This is a genomic window from Okeania sp. SIO2F4, assembly GCF_010672385.1.
In the GTDB taxonomy this organism is placed as follows: domain Bacteria; phylum Cyanobacteriota; class Cyanobacteriia; order Cyanobacteriales; family Microcoleaceae; genus Trichodesmium.
Genome location: NZ_JAAHGT010001506.1, coordinates 1 through 1,014, shown reverse-complemented (window position 1 = coordinate 1,014; position 1,014 = coordinate 1). Strand labels below are relative to the sequence as shown.

At 31.1% G+C, this 1,014-nt stretch carries 1 protein-coding gene; it reads left to right on the top strand.

What is annotated here, in order from left to right; translation table 11 throughout:
- The coding region (locus F6K22_RS41550; protein WP_293111063.1) for a DNA cytosine methyltransferase at nucleotides 1–816 on the top strand (816 nt) is incomplete at its 5' end.
- Nucleotides 817–1,014: the final 198 nt, after the last annotated feature.

Genomic DNA, 1,014 nt, shown 5'->3' with positions numbered 1-1,014 from the left:
ATTGTGGGGATTAGGGAAGATTTAGAAATAGATAGTTTTCATTTTCCCGAACCATTGAAGTTTCAAGCTAAACTTTTCCAAGTTCTTGATGGTCTCCAGAGCAATTTTGATATTCAAAAGGCAAAATTATCACCATATATTTTGTTTAATGGTACTGTTCCAGTATCTAGAAATAGATTTCATAAAAATGATGAGTTGAATGATTTTTTTGTTTTTTGTGATACGAGAAATGGTCATACAACTATTCATTCTTGGGAGCTTATCAAGACAACTAAAAGGGAAAAGTTTATTTGTGAAACTATTCTCAAAAATAGACGAAAAAAAAAGTACGGTAAAAAAGATGGTAATCCTTTATCTTTTACAAATTTATCTGAGTTAATAGATAATTTGCAAGTTCAAGAGTTGAATAATTTGGTGGAGAAGAAAATTATTCGTTATGTTGCGGAGCAGGGTTATGAATTTATTAATTCTAAAAATTCATCGGGAATTAATGGCATATATAGAATATTTTTACCTCATTCAGAGATTCTGCCTACCTTAACTGCTACAGGTACAAAAGATTGTATAGCTACGGTTTCTATTAATGGAGAAACTCCAGAGGAGTATAAGTCTTTATTTATCAAGGAAATTTATCGGAAGAAAAAATATCGGTATATAACTGCAAAAGACTGTGCTAAGTTACAAGGTTTTCCTAGTTGGTTTAGAGCGCATAGTAGGGAAAATATTGCTAAGAAACAATTTGGGAATGCTGTATCTATTCCAGTTGTTTATCATTTGGCTAATTCTTTACTTAGGTTACTTGGTTTTCTTCATTAGAATAAAACTGATAATGATAAATATAAAAACTTACACCCTTCTATTAGCTATAGCACTACGCATTATGGCTGTTGACATTTTTATAATAGGAATAAAATAATAAAGTCATCAGCGATCGCCAAGACTATGCCAGCACCTTATAGCTATGATTTACGTCGAAAAGCAGTTGAAGCCATAAAAAGAGGACATAAAAAAGTA